Below are 22584 nucleotides of genomic sequence, written 5' to 3' on the forward strand. Positions count from 1 at the left end.
CTACAAGAGGAAATGTCTGCTGCTGAAATGTTAAATTAGAGGAGGCTGTCACGAAGACAGCCCCGATAAGCCAATATATTTAGTTTTGTGAGTAGTTTCCACCGTTAAGTTGTTGTTGTGCCATTGATACTAAACGTTTTGTAATTTCTCCACCTACAGATCCGTTTGCGCGAGAAGTCGTATCCGCTCCAAGATTTACACCGAACTCTTGCGCAATCTCATATTTCATTTGATTTAATGCTTCTTCCGCTCCAGCTACTAATAATTGGTTACTGTTGTTCGAACGTGCCATAACGTTATCTCCTCCTAAGTTTAGAGCGTCAAGCTCATTTTTGTAATCAACATTTTAATTTTTGTTGATTACGGTACTTATTTTGTTAAAAAACGAGCTTTATATACTTTTTTTAACGTGGTAATCCATTCCAAGTTACTGGTAATGTTTAACTTTATAATCTATAGTAGTTTGTTTGTATATTTTTTTACGTAAATTATAATCTTTTCAACTTGAGGCAAACTATAGAAAAAAGAAAGGGGATTGCGTATGTCAATTTGCCCGTTATGCAATGGATTTACAAATGTTCAGGAAACTTGTGAAAATTGCTCGACTAATTTAGAAAATCAAGGAAAAGTGAGCGATTATTATGATGATTATAGCCCTTATATGGATATTGATTTAATGAAATTAGAAGATGGTTATGAAAATAATTTGGCCGACCATCAATGTGTTCATCTACTACAATGTCCTTCTTGTGGAAAGGAACAAGTATATTTTGTTCAAGAATAGCAAAGGACATACAATTCTTGAGAAGAGATAACGTTATTAGATATTTTCGGTAATCAAATTATTGTAAAACTAGTTCGTGAAAGATTTTTTCAGGTTTATCGATAACTAATTTTGTTAAATTTACAGCATATTTTAATATGAGTTTATGTGTATAACGTTCATTTTTACTTAACTTTGGATGAGTAAAGATTAACCGTCCTGGTTTTGCGTTAGCTTCAAACAACCAAACTTTCCCATTCTGGTCGATCCCGATATCAAACCCAATTTCAGCGAGTTTTGCATCCCAATATTTATTAAGTTCTTTACTAACGGCAACGGCTGCTTGACTTAATTTTTTTGTATTTTTTTTACGTATTTCATCGTCAGGGAATACTTCCTGCAATGTTTGTACAGTACCGCCTAATAGGAGATGGGTCGTAGGGCTACATTGTGCTGATGCTTTACTCGCGATTGCGGTTACAATCCAATCACCGTTTTCATCTTTATTCGTATGAACACGAAAATCAATCATCCGATTGTCACTCGTAATTAATGGGATTCCTTCTTGGACTATATATTTATTTTTCTTTTCGTCAATTTTTAGGAAGTTAATCAAGTTAGTAAGCTTCGTAAATTTATAAAGGCACGTTTCATCATTTTCATCGCGAAAACGTACATAATAATGTTCTTTATATTTTTTTATTTGATAAATGCCGTTCCCTAAACTACCGTGGATTGGTTTTAAATATAGGTAATGAAAATCTTCTAATGCAGACTCAATTACGGCAGCCCCTGTTAAAAGAAAGGTCTTCGGTAATAACGGTTTTATTTGATTATTTTTCCGTAATTTTACATATATATCCCATTTATTGAAAAAGCCAGGATTAAACCATGGTATGACATACTCTTCAGAAAGCTTCATTTTAACTTCTTGAATCATTTTTAAATTCTCAACCGTACGATTAGGTAAGCGGTCATAAATAACATTAGGGATTGGGACTTTAACCTGTTGCCAATTATTTTCTGAATAAAAATATCCCGTTACGAGTCCTTGTTTCCAGTTAATATGTTGAAGTCCGAAAACGATTGGAAAGACTCCAACTTGATCATGTAAAGATAAAAGTTTAGCAAAATAACTTGAACGATTGCCAAGGGGTGTATGAGGATAATTTGTAAATCCCGCTGTAAAAATACCTAAAATCGGACCGATAAATAAAGTTCCTTCTTTTTCAAATAGATGAAGTTTTAACGGTAAATCAGGAATGTGTAACTCTTCAGCTAAAGACGAACTAATTTCGATTGTTTTTTTCTTAGATTGATGTGGTTCTGCCGATCCGATAACACTTAAATTACCAAAAGCAATCGTTTGAATCGGTTGAAGATTTAATTCCTGTGGATAGAAGACAATTCTTTTTTCATTTTGAATAATTTTAATTGGGTAAAACTTGTTCATTATTGAACACACCTTTCTTGGTGAAGCTTATGTTCATTTTAGTTGTACAACAGTTATTTACGCACTATCATTTGCTCGATGTCCATCGAAAAGGATATAATAAGTCAGTATTTACTTATTGTTAAAGAGTTTTTCTTATAGTCTTTTATCATTGTTTATCATATGTGTATTCGCCCAATTTGGTGATTTTGTTGGATTTAAAAAATTAAATAAAGAAGGTAGAAAATTTTATGGAAGCAATATTAACTATTATTTTTATGGCAGTCATTGGTGCAATTATTGGTGGGGCCACAAACTCATTAGCGATTAGAATGTTATTTCGCCCGTATGAAGCAAAATATATTGGCAAATGGCGTTTACCCTTTACTCCGGGACTAATTCCAAAAAGAAGGGACGAATTGTCTAATCAGTTAGGACGTTTAGTTGTTGAGCAATTACTAACTCCAGAAACATTACAGACGAAATTGAAAGAAGGAAAAATTTATTCCGAAATTGAAAGTTTTTTCGTCGATAAAGTTCGGTCATTTTTCAAAACGGAAGAATCAATCGAAAATATTCTTCATCGCATTGGAATAAAAAATGTTGGTCATGTAGCTGAAGAAAGAATAGTTAATTGGTTACAAGAAAAATACGGGGATTGGAAAAGTGAAAATAACGAGAAAAAATTAGCTGAGTTGATTCCTCAATCTGTATGGGAAAAAGTAGATGGAAAAGTAGATGAAGCGACAGACATTATTATTAGTAAGTTTAAAGTTTTTATTATGAGCCCAAAAGGGTATGAACTGATTAAACAAAATGTAGATCGTTTTTTTGAAGGTCGTGGTATGTTTGCTGGTATTATCCAAAGCTTCTTAGATAATCGAAATATTGCTGACCGGATACAACAAGAATTAGTGAAGATGGCAAATAATGAACAAACAAAGGAAGCCATTCAGCAATTATTACAAAACGAGTTAGAACAAGTGAAAAACTGGACTTTAGAAGAGACAATGAATAAATTCGTTGAAGGAAATTGGGAAGAAAATGTTTGGAAACAAATCCGAGGAAAATTGTCACTTCAAAAATGGTTAGATCGACCAGTTTCTTCGTTTCCTACGGATGAATTACAAGCGAAACTTATCGAAGTCGTTATCCCTGAATGTTTAGCTAAAGGCATCCATATACTGAGTTTACATGTTGGAAAATTAATGGAGCGGTTAGAAATAGAACAACTCGTCAAAAACCAAGTTGATACGTTTCCTACTGAGCGTTTAGAAGAATTAGTTATTGGTCTAAGTCGAAGAGAATTAAAAATGATTACATATCTTGGTGCATATCTAGGTGGTATTATCGGGATCGTACAAGGTATTATTGCTATATTTTTAAATTGAAAAGAAATGTGAAAGTACAACCTAGAAAATCCATTTAGAAAAAGGGAAGCACGCCCTCGCTTTTTTTATCATAGTTTGTTATAGTAAATTGACTGGTGTGTAACCAATTCGATAATTTTGGAGGTTTTTTTATGGCAACAATTTTAGATTCCGCTAAAGCGTTAGAACAAACAATTCGTGAAAGTGCTGAATTTGCGCATTTAAAACAGCAATACGATAATGTATATGCAGATGAAGCAACAAAAAAATTATTTGATGATTTCCGTAATCTACAATTTACTTTACAAACAAAACAAATGCAACGTGAAGAAATTACACAAGAAGAAATCATTCAAGCACAAGAACATGTTGTCGCTGTGCAACAAAATGAAAAAATTTCAGCATTATTAGAAGCTGAACAACAAATGAGTAATGTTATTCAACAAATTAACCAAATCGTAATGAAGCCTTTAGAAGAGTTATACAACGATTAATACTTTACGATAATGAACAGGATCGGTAGTGATCCTGTTTTTTTATTGTTTTTCCCTGTTCTATTATAAATGCGACTTTCATAAATATTTTATATATACATCTAGATCGGGCAGGGGGGCTTGTTCATGATTTATCGTTTACTAGCGATGAATATTGATGGCACGATCCTTCATGATAAACAAAAATTGAATAAATCTGTTAAGGAAGCGGTTGAGTATGTTCAATCTAGGGAAGTGATTGTTACTCTTGTAACATCTCGAAATTTTGTTTTTGCAAAAAGAATAGCGAAAGCATTAAAACTAGACTCCCTACTTGTAACCCATCACGGAGCATATATTTCACAAAATAATGATGAGCCATCCTTTGTAAGAAGAATAAATGATGAAACGGTTAACGATATTGTACAATTTCTAGAAAATTATCATACGCATATCCGCATCGTTAATGAAAAATTATCAGTTAGCAATGTCCCACCGAAACAAAAACGCTTATCACGCACTGTAATTGACCCGAATAGTTTCTCAGCATATCATCACCAATTTGTTAACAAAGTAAGTGATTATTTATTTAGTGAACAAGTTCATCCAACACATATTGAAGTTGTTTTCCATAATCAAGCGGACGTAGCTGAAGCAAAACTAGCTTTACAAAATATGTTTTATGAAGTAAACATTAATCAGTTTGGTAACCAATTAATTATTTTGCCAAGAGGCATTTCAAAATTAACAGGATTGCTTTATCTTTGTGACCAATTAAAAATTTCATTAAAAGAAACGGTTGTTATTGGTAGTGGTTTGGATGATAAAGAAATGATTGAGGCAGCAGGTTTAGGCGTTGCGATGGGGAATGCGCCAAAATCGGTAAAAGATGCTGCAGATTGGGTAACAAGGTCTAATAATGAACACGGTGTAGCTTATATGGTTAAAGAACATTTTCGAAAACAACAGCCTTTATCTTTTTTAGAAAAAATGAATATTATAAAAAAATAAATTAATTGTTCGTTTCGTTGGCGGACGCTTTCCGCGGGCACGGCCTCAGCCTCCTCGTCGCTACACTCCTGTGGGGTCTTCAGCTCGTGCTTGTCCCGTCGGAGTCGCCGCCAACTCCCTCTATTTTTTACCTGTTGGACAACCCCCATAAAAAAATATACTGATTAAAATCAAAAATTTATGAAGGGATTTTATAATTTTTGTAGAATATGTTTAAATGGAAATATTATTTTTAATATTCGAAATGTAAACGTTTACAGGGGAGGGGTAAATATGGTAAATACACCATTATTAATTTCACAAATGGTTGAGCGAGCAGAGAAGTTTTTTCCAAATAAACAGGTAGTTTCACGTACGTCAGCTGGGATTCAACGGTTTACGTACAAAGAATTTGGTGAAAGAACAAGAAAACTTGCAAGTGCTTTAGCAAAATTAGGGGTGGAAAAGGGAGAGCGAATTGGTACTTTAGGGTGGAATCATCATAGGCATTTAGAGGCGTATTTTGCTATTCCCGGAATTGGTGCCGTGTTACATACGATAAATATTCGCCTATCTCCGGAACATATTATTTATATTATCAATCATGCTGAAGATAAAGTTTTATTAATAGATGATGATTTTCTTCCGCTTATTGAAAAGGTGAAAGATCAATTAACATCCGTTGAAGCCTTTATTGTAATGAGTGACAAAGAAGAGCTTCCGGAAACGAGTTTATCACCAGTTTATTCCTATGAGGAGTTAATTAAAGATGGGGATGCAAAATTTGAATTTGTAACAGACTTAGATGAAAATGACCCAGCAGGAATGTGTTATACATCGGCAACAACCGGAAATCCAAAGGGGGTTCTATACTCTCATCGTGCCATTGTTCTTCATAGCTTAGTCCTAGGTTTGGCTGATACAGGTGCCATTAGTGAGCGGGATACAATTATGCCAGTTGTACCAATGTTCCATGTTAATGCCTGGGGTCTTCCATTTGCTAGTGTGTGGTTTGGTTCAAATATCGTACTACCAGGACCATTTTTCACACCGAAAATATTAGTAGAGTTATTAGAATCAGAAAAAGTGACACTATCTGCAGGTGTTCCAACTATTTGGTTAGGTGTAGCTAAAGAGTTAGAGGAAGGAAATTATGATTTATCAAGTGTTCGTGGTCTATTATGTGGTGGTTCTGCTGCACCAAAAGGTTTAATTAAAACCTTTGAAAAGACATTTAATATTCCGTTTATGCATGCTTACGGTATGACAGAAACAACGCCGTTAGCATTGGCTGCCAAATTAAAATCAGAACATGACGAGTTACCAGAAGAAGAAAGATATGATCTGAAGGCAAAACAAGGGATTTTAGTTCCTGGAATAGAAATGAAAGTCATCGGCCAAAATGGTGAAGTGGCATGGGATGGAAAGGAAATGGGTGAACTTTGCCTACGTGGCCCTTGGATTGCTTCAGAATACCATAATGATGAAAGAACGAAGGAAGCTTTTAAAGATGGGTGGCTTCACACAGGTGATGTTGTTACGGTTGATGAGCACGGATTTGTTAAAATTGTAGACCGGACAAAAGATTTAATTAAAAGCGGTGGAGAATGGATTTCATCTGTTGACTTAGAAAATGCATTAATGGCCCATGAGGCTGTGTTTGAAGCAGCAGTTATTGCAGTACCTCATGAAAAGTGGCAAGAAAGACCGGTCGCCTGTGTTGTGTTAAAAGATGCGTATAAAGATAAAGTGACAAAAGAAGAATTGATTGATTTTTTAAAACCACAATTTGCAAAATGGTGGTTACCGGATGAACTAATTTTTATGGATGAAATACCAAAAACTTCCGTAGGTAAGTTTTTAAAGCGTGCATTGCGTGAACAAGTTAAAGGAATGTTATCTGGAAAATAAAATTAATGATTTCAATGTTTCGGTTGTAAAGAAAGGTTTTAAAGGGAGCATTCTATCGTCATTAAGATGCAATGGATTGCTCCTTTTTTACAATAATAAGAATTATTTTCTGAAGAATTGTGTTAATTAAATTTCACTGTGTTAAAATTGTTAAAAAATGCTATGTAATTTTGTCTAATTTATGAAAAGTTTTTTTGATTTTTAAAGAAAAATAGGTTATCATAATATTGAAGAGAGGTAACTTTAATTATTATAAGGTATATAAAAATTTTATAGGGAAGTTTGTGAAAAACGAAACAAGGGAGTTAAAAATTGAAAGGGTTTGCAAGACGGCCTTATTTAGTTATATATCATTTTTTATTATATACCTTAATCATACCTTAATCGTGTTGAATACAAAATGAAGGGAGAAAGGGAAATGTCAAAAGTATTGGAAGAAGAGAACGTACAAACTCAAACAACTGGGATTCAAGATGAGCGTGAATTATTAGATCAATTATTAAAGCCAGAAGTACAAAAGTCATTAACGACTTTAGTTGCATTACTTCCACAACTGACAGAACTTGTGACAACTTTAGCGAAGTCAACTGAAACAGTAAAGTCCCTTGTAACGGATGAAAGACTACAACAAGATACAATTGGTGCGATGAAAGAATTTGTTGGACCGGTAACAAATTCAGTTAAACAAGTAGCAGCAAATGTGATCGAAGCAAAAGACCGTGCAGAAGAAAGCCAAGAAGTAATTGGTATTTTTGGCTTGTTAAAAATGTTAAAAGATCCTCAAGCACAGAAATTATTCCGTTTCTTAAACGCTTATCTACAAGTTTCTGCAGAGAATGCAAAAAAATAATATGGGAACGTTAAAAAATAATATGAGCAAATAATAATACACATTGAAAAGCGGGGGATTATACAATGTCAAAAAATATCGTTATATTAGGCGCAGGTTACGGTGGTGTATTAACCGCTTTAACGGCTCGTAAATATTTAACAGAAGATGAAGCAAAAATTACGATAGTTAATAAATATCCAACACATCAAATTATTACAGAATTACATCGTTTAGCTGCAGGAAATGTTTCTGAAAAACGTATTGCTTTACCATTAAAGAAAATTTTTAAAGGTAAAAATATCGATATCGTTATTGCTGAAGTAGAATCTTTCTCCGTTGAAGATAAACAAGTAAAACTTTCAAATGGCGATACTTTATCTTATGATGCATTAGTTGTTGGTTTAGGAAGTGTTACTGGATACTTTGGAATTCCAGGGCTTGAAGAAAACAGTATGGTATTAAAATCTGTGGAAGATGCCCACAACATTCGCGAACATATTAAAGAACGTGTTAAAGCATATGCAGAAACAAAAGATCCAGCAGATGCTACAATTTTAATTGGTGGTGGCGGTTTAACAGGTATTGAACTAGTTGGTGAATTAGCTGACGAACTACCTGAGTACCTAAGAGAACTTGGCATTCCACGTGAAGAAATTAAACTAAAACTTGTTGAAGCCGGACCAAAAATCTTACCAGTTTTACCTGATGAGTTAATTGAAGTCGCACAAAAGAGTTTAGAAGACCGTGGTGTTGAATTCTTAATCGGTGTAGCTGTAACAAGTGTAGAAGGAAATGTTGTTTCTCTAGGTGATGGTAGCACAATTACAACAAATTCCTTTGTATGGACAGGTGGTGTAGCTGGTAACCCAGTTCTAGCTGATAGTGGCTTAGAATTAAACCGTGGTCGTGCATCAGTAAATGAATACTTACAATCCACAAACTTTGACAATGTCTTTGTTGTAGGTGATAGTGCAGTTGCAATGGCTCCAAATGGTCGTCCATATCCGCCAACAGCACAAAATGCATGGCAAATGGGTGAATTAGTTGGTTATAATTTATTTGCATACTTTAACAATAAGCCGATGGAAAAATTCAATCCAACTGATTCTGGTACATTAGCTAGTCTTGGCCGCAAATACGCAGTAGCAAAAGTTGGCGACAATCAAACTCAACTTAAAGGCTTACCAGCTATGTTATTAAAAGAAGCTAGTAATGCACGTTATTTATCTCATATTAAAGGTTTATTCGCTTACGTATATTAACCATTTGACCGGATGGGCATTGCCTATCCGGTTTGTATTTTACTAAACTATCTGAATTAACATGTTAAATTCTTTGCAGGAGTTAAAAGAAATTTACTTTATAATCAAGGTGAGATTTTTATTTATACATGAAACAGTAGTAATCTTCCATCTGGAGATACACAACGGTGAGTTTTATCTAATAAATTCTTTTCAGCTAATAATTGTTCAGCTAGTTTTTTTGCCTCTTCATCGCTATTTGCTTCAATAGCTTCATCTAATAATTTTTCCCCATTTTTTTCAAAAGCTGTACATTTATAAATAGCCACATTTTTACCCCCCTTAATCAATTCGCTTATGAAAATACTTTGTGAAATCATAATTTTCTCTATATGATAAATTCTACAATATTTCTAAAATTCCTGCAAAAATTAAGCCTTTATAAACTTTTTCGTTTTATATTGGCTAATCTATTATAATAAAAATACGACGTTACATATGAAAGGGGTAATTTATCATTGGCATTAGTAATCAAATATTATTATTAATAATCGGGCTTGCGATCGGGATTATCGGAATTATACTAAAATCATTTTTAAAATCATTATTTGTAGGTATTATTGAAGGGGTATTAATCGTTGCCGGTCTTATTTACATATTTATAAAAATGGAAATGTTAGAAATCCCTTTAGCTATTAGCTTACTTGTTTTTGGGTGGGCAACGTTTACAACTGTTTTTACACGAAATAAAAACAATAAAAAGTTATCGAATGAAATTGTGAATCGTCCTGAAAATCGTCAAGTTGAGTTAAAGAAAAAGGTAACTCGTCTTTTAATCGATATACTTTTTACTACTGTATTGTTAAGCCTATCAATCATTTATTTCATATTTAATCCAAATCCGATTATTTCTTTAATTCTCCTTTTTGGACTATTCCAACTCATTTTAGAAATGATCAAACGTATCATTGTTTTTACAAGTTTACGTGTTTATTATGAAGAAGAATTAAATTCCCTTTATGTTTTAACTGTTTTTGATGTGAAAAAATATCCGTTGGCTGAAGCGACAGAAATTGAAATTCACTCTAGGGTTGATGTATTAAGGTTATTTCCGTTATTTACGATGTTTAATAGCACCGCAGATTTTACAACGGAAATGGGGAGAACCGTGAAGATTTCTTTTCCGGGAGAAAAGGTGTTTATCAATATTCCTGAAAATCAGCTAGAAATCATTGATCGCGATTCTTCGGACATTAGTGAGCAGAAAGAAAGTACTGATGCGATAAATGAAAAAGAAGTATTGCCATTTTACCATCGGAAAAACTTGAAAAGACTTATAGGTAAAGGTTATTTTGCCGTCACTGTAAAAGGTGTAGGTGCCTATGCGACATTGCTTTTGATTTTATCATTATTAAATGTTGAAGTTTGGATAAAGATTACTGCAATAGTCGTATTTTGGATTTTTAATTTATTAATTTCAGATCGGATTATTAAAATTGCATTAGATGTAGAAAAAATTACGGATGAAGAAGTATTGGAAGTAGGAAGGAAAATTTTTAAGCGGGCTAACTTGCCAAATATCACATTATATCAAACGGAAACAGCAGATTTTAATGGCTTTGCTGCAGGAGCTAATATCGGTCGTTCGATAATTACATTAACGACAGAAACGTTAAAACTACCATTAGAAGCAATTGAAGGGATTTTAGCCCACGAGGCTATCCATGTAAAGAAAAGAGATGTATTAATTGGTCAATTAATGCGTTTTGTAAGTATGGGAATTGTAATTGCGATTATTTTTCTTTTCAAAGATTTTTTTGAGAAACAAACGATGGTCCTTTACTTTGTTGTTTGGATATTAATGATGATTTTTCCTGCCATATATTCTTTATTTACCCAATGGATGGAAGTTCGTGCCGATCATTTAGGGGCTACATTACTTGATGATGGTAATGTACAGATGGCTAATAGTTTAAAACAATTAGCGATGAAACAGGATGAGGCGATAGAAAATTCTGAACAGTATAATATAGACGATGAAAAGGAAAATTCTTCTGATAAAAAGATGTCATCAATAAATCGCGATAAATGGTTTATTCGTTTACTAGAGTTCCAATTTTTTTCCCATCCACCGATGTATTGGCGAATCCAATCGTTGGAAGAAAGTTTTTGTAATTGGGACAGGAAGAAGTTGAAGAATTGGTGTGTCGACCGATTTAAAGAGTCAATTCCTGATAAAGTAATAAAATATTTTGCAAAGTAACAAGCACTTTTCCTAGTGTTTGGTACAGGGGGACGGGTTCGGTGTTTCATTTTCGAAGGTGGAACATTGGACCCGTCCCTTTGTTGCATAAGAAGCGGTACAGGGGGACAGGTCCGGTGTTTCAATATTGAAATTGGTACGAAGGACCCGTCCCCCTGTACCACCCCCCCTGTACCACCCCTGTACCACATATTAATTAATGCATGTTCGGAAAAAATATGGCATAATAAAAGAACATACATTCGATTGTTGCGAGAGCTTTTTGATATAGGAAAAAGAGGTGATTTTTTGAAAAAAATTAAATTTCTTCATTGTGCCGATCTTCATTTAGATAGTCCTTTTGTCGGTTTATCAACTTTGCCTGCAACGGTTTATGAAAAAGTTAAAAACGCAACTTTTGCATCTTTTACAAAAATAATAGATTTAGCAATTGAAGAAAAAGTTGATTTTATCATTATTGCTGGAGATATATATGACGGTGAGGACCGAAGCATCCGAGCACAACTATATTTTAAGAGAGAAATGGAACGGTTAGATAAAGCGGGCATTCCTGCTTATCTTGTACACGGAAATCATGATCATTTAGGAGGGAGTTGGACGAAGATTTCCTTACCGAAAAATGTTCATGTGTTTCCGGCTAATGTACAAATGCTTCCTTTTCAAAAGAACAGTGGGGAAAAGGTCCATCTATATGGATTTAGTTATCCAAAAAAACATGTGTTTGAACGAGAAATTCAGCATTATAACAAAATAAGTGGGGCTGATTTCCATATCGGAATTCTTCATGGCCATGATACGAACAACCAACATCATTATGCCTATACCCCATTTTCCCTCGAAGAACTACTGGAGAAGGACTTTGATTATTGGGCTTTAGGTCATATTCATAAACGTGAAATTTTACATAAACATCCATATGTAATTTATCCTGGAAATATTCAAGGAAGGCATCTTAATGAACGAGGTGAAAAGGGCTGCTATATTGTAGAAATGGATGAATTAAATACAGATGTACATTTTTATGTAACAGCCTCCATTCAATTTCTATCAAAAACAGTTGAACAGAATCAGCCTTTTAAAACCTTTGAAGATTTATATAATACTTTAACAAATATAAAAAGTGAACTACGTGTAAAAAATATTGATTTATTTTTAGAAATTAATATGAAGGAAGAGATAATAGATACGAGTGTACAAGCCTTTCTTAACTCTGGTGAACTATTATCTCTCTTACAAGAAGGAGAAGAACATCATAGTCCCTTTGTATGGATTGATCGAATCAATATCGAAAGACAAAATACGACGTTAGATACGGTTAATGATGACTTTTATAAAACATTACATAAAGAGTTACAAGAAGCGGATTTGCAAGATGCCTTGTCTCTTGTTTTTAACAATCCGCGCGTGAAAAAATATTTGGACTCATTAACACAAGAAGAAGAATTACAAATTAAAGAAGAAACTGATCAACTGTTAGCCCAATTATTAAAAGGAGCAGGAGGTGATTTCAGATGAGGATTAAAGAAATCTTGATATACGGCTACGGGAAATTTGAACAATTCCATTTAAAATTTTCTCCATATCATATCGTTTTTGGAAGAAATGAAGCGGGAAAGTCGACAATTATGTCTTTTATCCATAGCATTCTTTTTGGTTTTCCAACTAGACAACAATCGGAAGTGCGTTATGAACCAAAAATGAATTCAAAGTACGGTGGTCAAATTACCCTCGAAATGGACAATTGGGGAGAAGTTCGGATTGAGCGGATAAAGGGAAAAGCAGTCGGTGATGTAACCGTATATTTAGAAGATGGTACAAGAGGGGAAGAAGAATTATTACAAGAAATTTTAGGCGGGATAGATAAGGAAACGTACCAATCGATATTTTCATTTAATGTCCACGGTTTACAACAAATTGACCGGCTAAAGGGTGAAGAGATAAGTAAGTTTTTATTTTCGACAAGTGCCGTTGGAACGGATCGGATTTTAGAAGCTGAGCAATTAATTCAAAAGGAGCTAGATAAATTATATAAACCTACTGGTGTGAAGCCAGAGCTGAATGTACAGTTAAATAAGCTGAAACAAACAGAAAAGAAGTTGAATGAAGCGAAGGTAAAAATTGATCAATATGAAAAGTTTCTTGATAAATTAGAGACGGTAAAAAATGAATTAGTATCAAAACGGGAGAGGCTTGAACAACTTGAAGCAAACATTATAGAAGGACGCGAGTGGAATCGTATATATCCGTTATTAATCGAAAAGAAAAATATCGTACAACAACTTGAAGAAATTGGGAATATTTCCTTTCCTGACGATGGTTTAACAAAACTTGAACGGTTTGAACATGAAAAAAAATCAATTCAAAACCGGTTATCGGTTTTATTAGAGAAACAAAAACAAATTCAAGCTGAAATTGATAATTTAAATGTACAAGATGATGTGATAAAGAATAAAGATTCAATTGAACTAATCGTTGAAGATATACCGACGTATCGAAATGATGAACAAAAAGTAAAACAGTTACAAGTTCAACTACAACAACTGGATGACGAAATTCAAAGATTAATAGGCAGTTTAGGTTTTCAAGGATCTGTTGAATCAGTTTTACAATATAATCTAAGTTTTGCTAGAAAAGATGAAGTAAAACAGTTATCGGAAAAGCGAAATCTTTTAATTGAAAAGAAAAAGGAATTAGAACAAAGAGAAGAAGAATGCCGTGATAAACTAATTGAGGCTGAAATCTATATCGAACAATTACGAAACCGCATATTAAAAGTAAATGAACAAAAAGAGTTCGAACAACTCATTGAGAATCATGAGAAGCAAAATGATTTATCAAAGGAATTGGAGTTAATAAATAAACAAATACAGATGTTTGAAAAAGATGGCGATAGCAACGCTTATACGAAACCGAATGTTTTTCTTTTAAGTTTTATTATAAGTTTAGTAGCCGGGATACTTACCTTTTTCTTCCAGTACGGAGGGGTAGCAGCCAATCTATTCGTTCTTTCAATTATATTTCTAATCCTTTATTTTACAAAGCGGAAAGGGCCGAAAGGTAACACCTTTATTGATACTTTAAAAAAGCAAAAGGCCCAAGTGGAACAACAAGTAAGCCAAGCTCAGCCGCAATTGAATGAAATCGAAGTGGCGAAGCAAAAACTTGCTGCAAACAATGATTTGCTCAGGAAAATTGAAATTGAGGAAATTCAACTCCGGTCTTTAAATCATCAATTCGATAACATAATTCAAAGTTTCGAACAATGGGAGACTGAATGGGTTAACAATGAAAGTAAGATGCTCAAAATTGGAGCGGAATATAATCTCCCAAAACAAATGGCGACACAATTTCTCATGGAAAGCTTTGAAAGACTTGAACAACTTCGAGAAAAGCTTTTACAACGAAATCAATTAGTAAAGCAGTTTAATCTGTTACAAAAAAATATTCAAGAGAAAGCAACGAAATTAGAGAGACTTGCCGAGCAAGTAGAGTTAAAAGGAACCAACTATCAAGAACAAGTTTTATTATTAAAACAAATGTTAAGTGAACAGTTAGAATTATTAACGAAGCAAAGTCATTTACGTGAAAAATATGAAGAAATAGGTGAACAAATTCAAGCACTTCAAACCGAATTAAAAACGATTGAGGAATCGATTGCAGAGCTTTATCAAGTTGCTCAAGTCGATACAAAAGAATCTTTTATTAAAAAAGGTGAGCAAGCAAAGCAAATTGAACAATTAAAAAATGCATTAGTACCAATTGAAAAACAGCTATTATATACGAATATACCATTGCCATATTCACAGGAACAAATTCCAGCGAAATTGACGAGCCAACAGTTTGAACGAATGGATGCGGAAAAAAACCAGCTACAAGAAGAAATTGAACAGTTAGAAAAAGAGCGGGCCCAATTATCTTATGAAATAGAAACGATGGAAGAAGGCGGAACTTATACAGACTTACTTCATCAATTTCATCAAGAAAAGTTTGAGTTACGTGAAGGTGTGAAAAAGTGGGCAGTGTACCAAACGGCAAAATATGCACTAGAAAAAAGTATGGACATATATAAAGTTGAAAAGTTACCTAAAGTGATTGAATTAGCTTCTGAATATTTCTCTCTATTAACAGACGGAAATTATGAACGAATTCAACTAGATAAGGAGAAAGACTTACTTTACGTTAAACGCCGTGATGGAATGATTTTTGAACCGAAAGAGTTAAGTCAAGCAACAGGTGAGCAGTTGTATGTAAGCATTCGCTTTGCTTTAGCTATTACGATGAGTGAGCAATTAAAGTTACCATTTTTAATCGATGATGGATTTGTTCATTTTGATGGAACACGACAGGTGAAAATGATGGAACTATTAGGGAAACTATCACAACATGTACAAATTTTATATTTCACATGTCATGAAGACTACTTACAATATTTTCCGAAAGACCAAATGACAATCATAGAGTAGTTGTAAACTAATCCCAAATATCTAATATTATTCTTATGTTATAATTTTAAAAAATAGAGTGGAGGCATATGATGAATAAAGGGATTCGCTTTTTTGAAATTGGAGAACAAATAGAACAATATTTTTTAATTAAAAGTAGTACGAAAGGTATAGCTAGTAACGGGAAACCTTTCCTTACGTTAATTTTACAAGATAAAACAGGGGAAATTGAAGCGAAACTATGGGATGCAACAGAAGAAGATGAACTTCGTTATACGGATCAAACAATTATAAAAATCCAAGGGGACGTGCAAAGTTTTCGTGGGAAACAGCAATTACGTGTTCGAAAAATCCGTCCTTTAATGGAACAAGAACAAATTCCGATTGATTATTTTATTGAGCGTGCACCGTTGGAAATAGAGGAAATGCAAAGTAAAATAAATGAATATATATTTGAAATGACAAATCCGAATATCCAACGGATTACTCGTTATTTATTGAAAAAATTTGAAACTAAATTTTACGAATATCCAGCAGCAACGAAAAATCATCATGAGTTTTATTCTGGGTTAGCTTTCCATGTCGTATCTATGCTTGATATTGCTAAATCACTTGTGAGTTTGTATCCGCAATTAAATAAAGATTTATTGTATGCCGGAATCATTCTTCATGATTTGGGCAAGGTCATTGAGTTATCTGGCCCAGTATCTGCTAGTTATACGTTAGAAGGAACGCTATTAGGGCATATTACGATCATTGTTGAGGAAATTGGTAAAGCGGCTGAACAACTTGAAATCGAAGGGGAAGAGGTTGTAGTTTTACAACATATGGTGTTAGCTCATCACGGTAAAGCTGAATGGGGAAGTCCGAAACCACCAATGATCCGTGAAGCAGAAGTACTTCATTTTATTGATAATTTAGATGCGAAAATTACGATGATTAATCGTGCCCTTGATAAAACGAAACCTGGTGAATTTTCAGAACGCGTATTTGCTTTAGACAATCGGTCCTTCTATAAACCAAGTTTTCAAGATTAATAATATGTGTTAGATTATAGGTTTAGTTAACGCCATTTCAGTCATATAAATTAAGCTACTATAACATTCTATGAATTTAAAATCCAAAATGGTAGGTATATTAATCTCATTCTTTTAATAGGATAGTATAAAGTTCAAAGTAAAAGGAGGAGTAAAAGTGGACGTGCCATTTTGGATTTGGTTAGTCGTTGCCGGAATTGTTTTTAGTGCGTATATGACCATCCGTACGAACCGTGAAGAACAAGAGTTTGAAATGAAAGAAGCGGAAATGGAAGGAGAAATTTTTATTGAACGGATGGAACGTGAAAAAGAAAGAAGAAAGAAATTATCTTCTGAGGGATAAATGATTAGCATAAATGTAAAAAAAGCAAAAAATATAGGGCTGTCCAAGGACAGCCCTATATTTTTTATCCAAGTTGATTTGTATTATCTTTTTCAAACAAATCTTTAAAGTCTTTGTCTTTTATTTTCACATCTGCATCTTTAATTAACTCATTTAATTCTTTTTGAATTGTATCTTGATCCATCTTACGAATTTTTGCTTCTAATTCAATGTCTTCTCTAATTTCATCAAGAGGCTTTGTATTTTCTTTATCTTCAACTTTAGTTACAAGAATAATATGATATCCGTAGTCAGATTCAACTGGTTCACTCATTTCACCTTCTTTTAATTGGAAGGCTGCTTTTGAAAACTCAGGAACTAATTGATTTGGATCTAATACACCTAAATCTCCACCGTTTTCAGCAGAACCTGGGTCTTCAGAGTATTCTTTAGCGACTTCAGCAAAATCTTTACCAGCATTTAGTTTTTCCATTACTTCAGTAAGCTTTTCTTCTGCTGTTTTACCATCTTCAGATTCACTACCTTCTTGATCATAGGCAATTAAAATATGGCTCGCTGAAACGTTTTTTGTTTGGAATAAATATTCTAATTCAACTTCTTCATCAGTTACATCAATATTTTTTGTGAAGGCAATTTCTTGAAGAAGCATATATTCGATATCTTCTTTTAAAGATTCTTCATTAATGTTGTAATCCTTAATGTATTTTTCATATTCTTCTTGGCTGCCGAAGTTTTCATCAATAAACTTTTGTAATTCTTTTTCCACAGCTTCTTCAGATACTTCGTATTTGTCAGCTAATACTTGGCGGTACACCATATCTTTTAAAATTGTTTCTGTATCGGTACTGTAAATACGTTTCATTTGATTATAAAAATCCTCTGTCGTAATCGTACCTGATTCTGTTTCAATCAGTGTTTTGCCACCGCTATTATCATTATTACATCCGGCTAAAAGTAAAATACCGGCAGTTAGAGCAAAAATTAACATTAATTTTTTCTTCATAAATTAAACAACTCCTATTTTAAATTGCGTACTTGTCTAATTTTACCACAAATTTCACTATATCATAACTTAAATATAGAATAAATGTCACTTTAATGGAAAAGTTGTTTAATTTTAATGTGAATGTTTCATGTTTTATGTTACTAATAATTCATTTTTTTAAAAAAATGGGTGTTTTCCTCAGTCATTTTAGCACGGATAACATAGGATATAACGAATTCGAAAAAGGAGGTATGACAGATGTCTCATTCGTACGGTAATTCCTTCGTGTTAATTGTCGTATTGTTCATTTTGTTAATAATTGTAGGGTGTTCATATCTATAATGAATCGACCTAAATTTAAAAATGTAAAGCTTTGAAATGTGGGGAGGTGTGAATATGTCAGGAGGATACGCAGGAGCAGGCTTTGCTTTAATCGTTGTTCTATTCATCTTGCTCATTATTGTAGGTGCTGCATACGTTTGGTAAAAATGAAACGGCAAAACATTTTGTTTTGCCGTTTTTAATGTTATATAATTAATATTTCAATGTATGTTGTGATTAAAAGGATGATCGTAAAAATATTTGCTGTTTGAAAAACATTATCTTGCTTTTCATCGGGAACTTCTTTCACTTGGCAAAAACGTTCCATTAAAACGTTCATATACATAATTAAAAAGACAGCTAAGAATAAGTAGACGATAATCAAATATCTCCCTCCAATACGGAAATCTCTTGTCCGACTAAGAAAAAAAACAGTATTGTAACAAGTTAAGCTAAAAAGTAGAATTATGTTAGATTTGTCGGTTTATGTACTTTACAAAAGTTTATGAGAAGCACTAAATATGATGCTATAAAATAATAACCATACTATTAATATACTATTTAATATGAAAAATGACATTGATTAAGAGTTTTATATAAAAAATTTTAATGACAGGGGGACTGTCCTCGTTTCAAAATTAAACTAATTTGATGAAATATATCTGTTTAAATATGTTTTATGTGTAGATTGGGTAACGTCAATAAAGAATTGATAATCGTGAAGAATCTTGAATTGGAAATATGATCTACTTTTGAAAAATGGCAGGAAAAAGAGTGCGAGGAAGCGAAATGATAAGTATGGAAAAAGGCAGGGCAGAAAGGGTGAAGGCGATGATTAATGAACTATTAAAAAGAATTGAGCGACTAGAATACCATCAAAAATTATTGATTCAACTAGTTGATCATGCAGAAATAACCTTTACAAAACTTATTATTCAAAAAAATCTCGGTCCGCTAGAAGTTGAAGAGTTCCACCGGTTATGTGAGTATTTGAACAATAAAATGCAAGAACAAAAAGCGGAAGGATTTTTATATTTTCATCCGCTATTAAAAGAATTCACAGAAAAACTTAATAAAAAGCTTGAAGTACGGGAAACGATCATCGGTTGTCTCAATGAAAATTTACATGTTGATTTAATGGAAGAGCTATCGAAATACCTCGATGATTAAACGACCTCTCTCTCTGTACTGTCTTCTTGTTTCTTATCTTCTTCAAGTTTTGATAAATTAATTTTCTCTATATCTGAATACATTTTTTGGAAAATGTCCATAAAATCATCGCCATAAATATTACGTACCATAGCCATCAATTCAAGGATATCAGGGTATTTTCCATAAATATCTTTTAGTGGTGATGCCCCTTGTAAAATTGTGTGTTTTGATGGCTCGAAATGTTCTAATAAATCGATTACTAACTTTTCACCCTTTTCAGTTAGTTGGATGTAAGTGTTCCGCTTATCTTCTACCTTTTTAGAGAAAGTTAAGTAGCCTCTTTCTTCTAATTTTTTCGAGAAATTAAAGGCTGTAGAAACATGCATCACCCCGAATTTTGCAATATCAGAGATTGATGCCCCGTGTAAATGATAAGCAATCCATAAAATATGATGTTCGTTAATGTTCAAATCGTATGGTTTGATCCATTGCTGCCAATCTTTTTCGATAGCCTTCCATAATGCCTTTCCAAGCTGTGAAATTTTTTGGGTAAATAGTAGAGCTTCTAATTTTGCATTTTTATCCATTTTATCACCTACTTTTTATAATTTGTTATTTTTGAAAAATAATAGTGTTCAAAGGTTTGAATATACTGAATATTGAAACACAAAAGAGTAAAATAATATAGATGTGTTTTAAGTATAAAAAGATTTAAAATTTTTCCCTTATTAATTGACAAATTCTACATGAAATTAAAAAATCCTCTTTATTTTAGAAAAATTTTTGGATTTTTATTATATATACTATCACAAATTCATAAAATGAAGTAGATGAATTTGATGGGAGGTAATAATGGAAGGTGTAATTTACGGTTTAGCTGCGATTTGTCTCCTGTTATTGATTTTGCTCAGTTCTTTCAAAAGTTTAAAGAAACCTCAGCTAGTTACAAAAATCTCGATACAAGAAGAACCTCACCGTAATTGCCGTTGGAAATTTATTTTTAGTATTTATAACCGTACTACTTATTTTTATTCACGTCCACCAGTAACAATCCCAATTTTCCAAAAAATTAATTTAAAAAAGTGTATTAACTGTATTTGAAAAATTTACATGTTTTTTTATTGAATCAATGGTTTTTGTAAAAACTATACTTACACATTTTAAAATTTTCTTGAGTAGAATAAATTGCCTTCTACAACTATTGTAACCTCAAATATCTAGAATATGAGGTTTATAGAAGTGTAGAAGGCAAAAAATGATTTTTAGCTTATTTATTTTATTTCAGCGACTGTAATCTTACTTCGTTTTGCAATGCTGGCAACTATTGGGTACACTATGATCATAGCTAATGTGTTAAGTGCAGCAGTTGGCAGGACTATTGCTCCAAATAAGACGAGAAATGCCTCTGAAAATTGGAGAATCAATTTTGCCGAAATTAAAAAGATTGTTCCCGAAATAATTGTACCTACAGCAGTTAATACCGCATATGAAACGATGGAGCGGAATTTTTTAATCAATAGGAATAATCCGAAGAAAATAATTGCTGTAAAGAATTTATCGAGTAAGTTTGGAACAAATCCGCCCGGTACAGTAGTTGAAAGTCCAGAAATAATTCCTGTGGCAAGCCCAAGTATAAGGACGTTTTTAAAATTCGGAAATAAAATGATTGCTAAAAACATCATTAGCAAACTAAAATCTGGCTTCATTCCGCCTGCACCAATACCAGGAACAATAAAATGTAAAGCTGCACCTATCCCTACGAATAGTGCCATAACAACGAGCTCTTTAGTTTTCATAACTCAACTCTCCTCTTCTTTTCTAATCTCAACTCTCTATACTCCTATTGTGTCCTCTCTGACCAATAGCGAGTAATATTAATATACCATATAAAAATGTTCTGAAAAAGAGGAAATTTATAAAAAGGCGTTTTGCTATCCAAAAAATATTTGAATAACAAAACGCCTTATTGTTAAATGTTTTTATTAATTGTTTCGGCAATTTCTTGAAGTTGTTCCGGAGTATAATCATCGTTATGAGTTTCCCATTTTAGGCCGAATCCATCTTCATTACCGTAACGTGGGATGATATGTAGATGATAATGGAATACTGTCTGATAAGCTTGCTCACCGTTATTGTTTAATAAGTTTAAACCAACTGGATTATAAGCCTTTTTAACAGCATTTGAAATTTTAGGTACAGCTGCAAAAAGTTTTCCTGCAAGATCTTCAGGTAGTTCAAAGATGTTAGCGTGGTGTGCTTTCGGAATAACTAACGTATGTCCCTTTGTTACTTGAGAAATGTCAAGGAATGCATAGACATGTTCATCTTCGTAAACCTTCGCGGACGGAATTTCACCGTTGATTATTTTACAAAAAATGCAATCGCTCATTCTAACCATCCTTTCGTTGATCAGGTTATGTTTCTTCATATTTTAGCATAAATTGGACAAAGATGGAAAAAGGATAGGGTCTCGTTGACAAAAAATGAGTGGAGATTAGCTCGAAATGTCATTGAGGGGGCGTCTCATGGACAAAATGGAATGGTGAGAAGCGTAAAATGTCATCGAGGATGCGTCTCGATGCCAAAATGGGATAGATTGAAGCTCGAAATGTCATCGAGGATGCGTCTCGATGACAAAATGGGATAGAGTGAAGCGTAAAATGTCATCGAGGATGCGTTTCGATGCCAAAATGGGATAGAGTGAATCGCGAAATGTCATCGAGGATGCGTCTCGATGCCAAAATGGGATAGATTGAAGCTCGAAATGTCATCGAGGATGCGTCTCGTTGACAAAATGAGAAAGTGTGCATCGTAAAATGTCATCGAGCGAGCGACTCGTTGACAAAATGAGAAAGTGTGCGTCGTGAAATGTCATCGAGCGAGCGACTCGTTGACAAAATGAGAAAGTGTGCATCGTAAAATGTCATCGAGCGAGCGAATCGATGCCAAAATGGGATAGATTGAAGCTCGAAATGTCATCGAGGATGCGTTTCGATGCCAAAATGGGATAGATTGAAGCTCGAAATGTC

General features: G+C 33.4%; 24 protein-coding genes. 16 read left to right on the top strand and 8 right to left on the bottom strand.

Features of this window, described 5'->3' with window-relative positions; genetic code table 11:
• Positions 1 to 79: 79 nt before the first annotated feature.
• Positions 80 to 292: an alpha/beta-type small acid-soluble spore protein gene (locus GW534_RS01865; RefSeq protein WP_161919360.1), complete on the bottom strand. Its 213-nt coding sequence runs from the start codon at positions 290 to 292 to the stop codon at positions 80 to 82.
• Positions 293 to 541: 249 nt separating this feature from the next.
• Here GW534_RS01865 and GW534_RS01870 point away from each other — a divergent pair, with 249 nt between their 5' ends.
• Positions 542 to 784, top strand: a complete 243-nt coding sequence (locus tag GW534_RS01870; RefSeq protein WP_161919361.1) for a hypothetical protein — start codon at positions 542 to 544, stop codon at positions 782 to 784.
• A 58-nt stretch (positions 785 to 842) separates the two neighbouring features.
• Here the strand turns inward: GW534_RS01870 and GW534_RS01875 are convergent, their stop codons facing one another.
• Positions 843 to 2216, bottom strand: a complete 1374-nt coding sequence (locus tag GW534_RS01875; RefSeq protein WP_161919362.1) for a YheC/YheD family endospore coat-associated protein — start codon at positions 2214 to 2216, stop codon at positions 843 to 845.
• Between the two features lie 230 nt (positions 2217 to 2446).
• Between GW534_RS01875 and GW534_RS01880 the strand changes: the two genes are divergently transcribed.
• The 6 genes from GW534_RS01880 (at position 2447) to GW534_RS01905 (ending at position 9033) form a co-directional block, all read left to right on the top strand.
• Complete coding sequence (locus GW534_RS01880; protein WP_161919363.1) at positions 2447 to 3586, top strand: DUF445 domain-containing protein; 1140 nt, start codon at positions 2447 to 2449, stop codon at positions 3584 to 3586.
• Positions 3587 to 3717: 131 nt separating this feature from the next.
• A complete protein-coding gene (locus GW534_RS01885; RefSeq protein ID WP_161919364.1) occupies positions 3718 to 4059 on the top strand; it encodes a YlbF family regulator in 342 nt (113 codons plus the stop codon).
• Between the two features lie 126 nt (positions 4060 to 4185).
• Positions 4186 to 5049, top strand: coding sequence for a Cof-type HAD-IIB family hydrolase (locus tag GW534_RS01890; protein WP_161919365.1), 864 nt, complete (start codon positions 4186 to 4188; stop codon positions 5047 to 5049).
• Between the two features lie 273 nt (positions 5050 to 5322).
• A complete protein-coding gene (locus GW534_RS01895) occupies positions 5323 to 6939 on the top strand; it encodes a long-chain fatty acid--CoA ligase (RefSeq protein ID WP_161919366.1) in 1617 nt (538 codons plus the stop codon).
• 418 nt (positions 6940 to 7357) lie between these two features.
• Positions 7358 to 7789 (top strand): DUF1641 domain-containing protein, encoded by a 432-nt coding sequence (locus GW534_RS01900; RefSeq protein ID WP_161919367.1) that lies wholly within the window; start codon positions 7358 to 7360, stop codon positions 7787 to 7789.
• Between the two features lie 65 nt (positions 7790 to 7854).
• On the top strand, positions 7855 to 9033 hold the full coding sequence (locus tag GW534_RS01905) for an NAD(P)/FAD-dependent oxidoreductase (protein WP_161919368.1): 1179 nt from the start codon (positions 7855 to 7857) through the stop codon (positions 9031 to 9033).
• Positions 9034 to 9155: 122 nt separating this feature from the next.
• Here GW534_RS01905 and GW534_RS01910 read toward each other — a convergent pair whose 3' ends face one another.
• Positions 9156 to 9341 carry a YhzD family protein gene (locus tag GW534_RS01910; RefSeq protein ID WP_312854618.1) on the bottom strand — a complete coding sequence of 62 codons (186 nt, stop codon included), beginning with the start codon at positions 9339 to 9341 and terminating at the stop codon, positions 9156 to 9158.
• Positions 9342 to 9679: 338 nt separating this feature from the next.
• Here GW534_RS01910 and GW534_RS01915 point away from each other — a divergent pair, with 338 nt between their 5' ends.
• The 5 genes from GW534_RS01915 (at position 9680) to GW534_RS01935 (ending at position 17097) form a co-directional block, all read left to right on the top strand.
• Positions 9680 to 11275, top strand: a complete 1596-nt coding sequence (locus tag GW534_RS01915) for a M56 family metallopeptidase (protein WP_161919370.1) — start codon at positions 9680 to 9682, stop codon at positions 11273 to 11275.
• 288 nt (positions 11276 to 11563) lie between these two features.
• Complete coding sequence (locus GW534_RS01920; RefSeq protein WP_161919371.1) at positions 11564 to 12790, top strand: metallophosphoesterase family protein; 1227 nt, start codon at positions 11564 to 11566, stop codon at positions 12788 to 12790.
• A complete protein-coding gene (locus GW534_RS01925; RefSeq protein WP_161919372.1) occupies positions 12787 to 15738 on the top strand; it encodes an AAA family ATPase in 2952 nt (983 codons plus the stop codon). Before GW534_RS01920 ends, GW534_RS01925 begins: the two co-directional genes overlap by 4 nt.
• Before the next feature lie 71 nt (positions 15739 to 15809).
• Positions 15810 to 16754, top strand: coding sequence for a 3'-5' exoribonuclease YhaM (gene yhaM / locus GW534_RS01930; protein ID WP_161919373.1), 945 nt, complete (start codon positions 15810 to 15812; stop codon positions 16752 to 16754).
• Positions 16755 to 16911: 157 nt separating this feature from the next.
• A complete protein-coding gene (locus GW534_RS01935) occupies positions 16912 to 17097 on the top strand; it encodes a sporulation YhaL family protein (protein WP_161919374.1) in 186 nt (61 codons plus the stop codon).
• Between the two features lie 64 nt (positions 17098 to 17161).
• Here the strand turns inward: GW534_RS01935 and GW534_RS01940 are convergent, their stop codons facing one another.
• Positions 17162 to 18100: a peptidylprolyl isomerase gene (locus GW534_RS01940; RefSeq protein ID WP_161919375.1), complete on the bottom strand. Its 939-nt coding sequence runs from the start codon at positions 18098 to 18100 to the stop codon at positions 17162 to 17164.
• Positions 18101 to 18340: 240 nt separating this feature from the next.
• Between GW534_RS01940 and GW534_RS01945 the strand changes: the two genes are divergently transcribed.
• Both GW534_RS01945 and GW534_RS01950 read left to right on the top strand, forming a co-directional pair.
• Positions 18341 to 18424: a YjcZ family sporulation protein gene (locus GW534_RS01945; RefSeq protein WP_161919441.1), complete on the top strand. Its 84-nt coding sequence runs from the start codon at positions 18341 to 18343 to the stop codon at positions 18422 to 18424.
• A gap of 54 nt (positions 18425 to 18478) precedes the next feature.
• On the top strand, positions 18479 to 18568 hold the full coding sequence (locus GW534_RS01950) for a YjcZ family sporulation protein (protein WP_161919376.1): 90 nt from the start codon (positions 18479 to 18481) through the stop codon (positions 18566 to 18568).
• 40 nt (positions 18569 to 18608) lie between these two features.
• Here the strand turns inward: GW534_RS01950 and GW534_RS01955 are convergent, their stop codons facing one another.
• Positions 18609 to 18788, bottom strand: a complete 180-nt coding sequence (locus GW534_RS01955; RefSeq protein WP_161919377.1) for a hypothetical protein — start codon at positions 18786 to 18788, stop codon at positions 18609 to 18611.
• A 413-nt stretch (positions 18789 to 19201) separates the two neighbouring features.
• Between GW534_RS01955 and GW534_RS01960 the strand changes: the two genes are divergently transcribed.
• Entirely contained in the window at positions 19202 to 19573 is a 372-nt protein-coding gene (locus GW534_RS01960; protein ID WP_161919378.1) for a DUF1878 family protein, read from the top strand.
• Here the strand turns inward: GW534_RS01960 and GW534_RS01965 are convergent.
• Positions 19570 to 20142, bottom strand: a complete 573-nt coding sequence (locus tag GW534_RS01965; protein ID WP_161919379.1) for an HTH-type transcriptional regulator Hpr — start codon at positions 20140 to 20142, stop codon at positions 19570 to 19572. The genes GW534_RS01960 and GW534_RS01965 overlap by 4 nt on opposite strands.
• A 265-nt stretch (positions 20143 to 20407) precedes the next feature.
• Here GW534_RS01965 and GW534_RS01970 point away from each other — a divergent pair, with 265 nt between their 5' ends.
• Complete coding sequence (locus GW534_RS01970; protein ID WP_161919380.1) at positions 20408 to 20656, top strand: hypothetical protein; 249 nt, start codon at positions 20408 to 20410, stop codon at positions 20654 to 20656.
• 170 nt (positions 20657 to 20826) lie between these two features.
• Here GW534_RS01970 and GW534_RS01975 read toward each other — a convergent pair whose 3' ends face one another.
• On the bottom strand, positions 20827 to 21351 hold the full coding sequence (locus tag GW534_RS01975; protein WP_161919381.1) for a tryptophan transporter: 525 nt from the start codon (positions 21349 to 21351) through the stop codon (positions 20827 to 20829).
• Between the two features lie 173 nt (positions 21352 to 21524).
• Positions 21525 to 21944, bottom strand: a complete 420-nt coding sequence (locus GW534_RS01980; protein ID WP_161919382.1) for an HIT family protein — start codon at positions 21942 to 21944, stop codon at positions 21525 to 21527.
• Between the last annotated feature and the right edge of the window lie 640 nt (positions 21945 to 22584).

The organism is Pallidibacillus pasinlerensis (genome assembly GCF_009996845.1).
In the GTDB taxonomy this organism is placed as follows: Bacteria; Bacillota; Bacilli; order Bacillales; family Caldibacillaceae; genus Pallidibacillus; species Pallidibacillus pasinlerensis.

Bases quoted from the DNA above. Each gene is read 5' to 3' on its own strand.
- GW534_RS01950 (WP_161919376.1), top strand. From the start codon at position 18,479: ATGTCAGGAGGATACGCAGGAGCAGGCTTTGCTTTAATCGTTGTTCTA.
- GW534_RS01915 (WP_161919370.1), top strand. From the start codon at position 9,680: ATGGAAATGTTAGAAATCCCTTTAGCTATTAGCTTACTTGTTTTTGGG.
- GW534_RS01875 (WP_161919362.1), bottom strand. From the start codon at position 2,216: ATGAACAAGTTTTACCCAATTAAAATTATTCAAAATGAAAAAAGAATT.
- GW534_RS01905 (WP_161919368.1), top strand. From the start codon at position 7,855: ATGTCAAAAAATATCGTTATATTAGGCGCAGGTTACGGTGGTGTATTA.
- GW534_RS01925 (WP_161919372.1), top strand. From the start codon at position 12,787: ATGAGGATTAAAGAAATCTTGATATACGGCTACGGGAAATTTGAACAA.
- GW534_RS01975 (WP_161919381.1), bottom strand. From the start codon at position 21,351: ATGAAAACTAAAGAGCTCGTTGTTATGGCACTATTCGTAGGGATAGGT.
- GW534_RS01865 (WP_161919360.1), bottom strand. From the start codon at position 292: ATGGCACGTTCGAACAACAGTAACCAATTATTAGTAGCTGGAGCGGAA.
- GW534_RS01970 (WP_161919380.1), top strand. From the start codon at position 20,408: ATGGAAGGTGTAATTTACGGTTTAGCTGCGATTTGTCTCCTGTTATTG.
- GW534_RS01945 (WP_161919441.1), top strand. From the start codon at position 18,341: ATGTCTCATTCGTACGGTAATTCCTTCGTGTTAATTGTCGTATTGTTC.
- yhaM (WP_161919373.1), top strand. From the start codon at position 15,810: ATGAATAAAGGGATTCGCTTTTTTGAAATTGGAGAACAAATAGAACAA.
- GW534_RS01900 (WP_161919367.1), top strand. From the start codon at position 7,358: ATGTCAAAAGTATTGGAAGAAGAGAACGTACAAACTCAAACAACTGGG.
- GW534_RS01965 (WP_161919379.1), bottom strand. From the start codon at position 20,142: ATGGATAAAAATGCAAAATTAGAAGCTCTACTATTTACCCAAAAAATT.
- GW534_RS01870 (WP_161919361.1), top strand. From the start codon at position 542: ATGTCAATTTGCCCGTTATGCAATGGATTTACAAATGTTCAGGAAACT.
- GW534_RS01885 (WP_161919364.1), top strand. From the start codon at position 3,718: ATGGCAACAATTTTAGATTCCGCTAAAGCGTTAGAACAAACAATTCGT.
- GW534_RS01960 (WP_161919378.1), top strand. From the start codon at position 19,202: ATGGAAAAAGGCAGGGCAGAAAGGGTGAAGGCGATGATTAATGAACTA.
- GW534_RS01880 (WP_161919363.1), top strand. From the start codon at position 2,447: ATGGAAGCAATATTAACTATTATTTTTATGGCAGTCATTGGTGCAATT.
- GW534_RS01940 (WP_161919375.1), bottom strand. From the start codon at position 18,100: ATGAAGAAAAAATTAATGTTAATTTTTGCTCTAACTGCCGGTATTTTA.
- GW534_RS01890 (WP_161919365.1), top strand. From the start codon at position 4,186: ATGATTTATCGTTTACTAGCGATGAATATTGATGGCACGATCCTTCAT.
- GW534_RS01895 (WP_161919366.1), top strand. From the start codon at position 5,323: ATGGTAAATACACCATTATTAATTTCACAAATGGTTGAGCGAGCAGAG.
- GW534_RS01980 (WP_161919382.1), bottom strand. From the start codon at position 21,944: ATGAGCGATTGCATTTTTTGTAAAATAATCAACGGTGAAATTCCGTCC.